Annotated in this window: 1 protein-coding gene and 1 other RNA gene; both read left to right on the top strand. The window is 69.9% G+C overall.

All coding sequences use genetic code 11. The annotated features are described in order from the left end of the window. The first annotated feature begins 45 nt into the window (after positions 1–45). Positions 46–140: signal recognition particle sRNA small type (gene ffs, locus JGS39_RS39380), an RNA gene on the top strand. A gap of 143 nt (positions 141–283) precedes the next feature. Then, a partial coding sequence (locus JGS39_RS39375; RefSeq protein WP_219574566.1) for a DNA polymerase III subunit gamma and tau occupies positions 284–1,552 on the top strand: 1,269 nt, incomplete at its 3' end.

Genomic DNA, 1,552 nt, shown 5'->3' with positions numbered 1-1,552 from the left:
TGGGGGAGGTGGACTTGCGGGGGTGGGGATCGGCTAAGGTGGGCGTCAGCCCCTCACGTGGCGCTATCTGACTGAACTCCCCCAGGGCCGGAAGGCAGCAAGGGTAAGTTGGCTCTGGCGGGTGCGTGGGGGGCCCTTGCGTTGTCCGGCCCCGCTTGTGGCAAGGACTTCCGGTCGTGGCAAGGGCTCCGGGCGTCCGGAATCTCTGTGGTGACGTTTCCCGCAGCCGGCGGAGTGCCCGGTCCGGGGCCGGTTGTCAGTCCGCCCCGATAACCTCGTATGTGTGTCGTCCCTTGCGCTGTACCGCCGCTACCGCCCCGAGTCGTTCGCCGAAGTCATCGGTCAGGAGCATGTCACTGACCCGCTGCAGCAGGCCCTGCGGAACAACCGGGTCAATCACGCGTACCTGTTCAGTGGTCCGCGAGGCTGCGGCAAGACGACCAGCGCGCGCATCCTCGCGCGCTGTCTGAACTGTGAGCAGGGGCCCACGCCCACGCCCTGCGGGGAGTGCCAGTCCTGCCAGGACCTCGCGCGCAACGGGCCGGGATCGATCGATGTGATCGAGATCGACGCCGCCTCGCACGGTGGTGTGGACGATGCCCGTGATCTACGGGAGAAGGCGTTCTTCGGGCCCGCTTCGAGTCGTTACAAGATCTACATCATCGACGAGGCGCACATGGTCACCTCGGCGGGGTTCAACGCCCTGCTGAAGGTGGTCGAGGAGCCGCCGGAGCACCTCAAGTTCATCTTCGCGACCACCGAGCCCGAGAAGGTCATCGGCACCATCCGGTCGCGCACCCATCACTACCCGTTCCGGCTCGTGCCGCCCGGGACGCTGCGCGAGTACCTCGCCGAGGTATGCGGCAAGGAGAACAGCTACGTCGAGGACGGGGTGCTCCCGCTCGTCGTGCGGGCCGGTGCCGGATCCGTGCGTGACTCCATGTCGGTCATGGACCAGCTGCTGGCCGGTGCCGCCGACGACGGTGTGACGTACGCCATGGCGACGTCCCTGCTCGGTTATACGGACGGTTCCCTGCTCGACTCGATCGTGGACGCCTTCGCCGCGGGCGACGGTGCCGCCGCCTTCGAGGTCGTGGACCGGGTGATCGAGGGCGGCAACGACCCGCGCCGGTTCGTCGCCGACCTCCTGGAGCGGTTGCGCGACCTGGTGATCCTGGCCGCCGTGCCGGACGCCGGGGAGAAGGGCCTCATCGACGCACCGGCAGACGTCGTCGAGCGGATGCAGGCCCAGGCGTCCGTCTTCGGCGCCGCCGAGCTCAGCCGCGCGGCCGACCTGGTCAACGAGGGACTCACGGAGATGCGGGGCGCGACCTCGCCCCGGCTTCAGGTCGAGCTGATCTGCGCCCGGGTGCTGCTGCCCGCGGCCTTCGACGACGAGCGTTCCCTCCAGGCCAGGCTCGACCGGCTGGAGCGGGGCGCGTCCTTCGCCACCACCGGACCGGGGCCCTCGATGGGGTACGTCCCCGGGCCCGAGGCCCTGGCCCACGCCCCGGTCGTACCGCAGGCCCACGCCCCGGCCGCGCCCCAGGCC

Origin of the sequence: Streptomyces poriferorum (assembly GCF_019399235.1) — a bacterium.
Lineage (GTDB): Bacteria > Actinomycetota > Actinomycetes > Streptomycetales > Streptomycetaceae > Streptomyces > Streptomyces poriferorum.
This window is presented reverse-complemented; position numbering and strand designations above follow the sequence as displayed.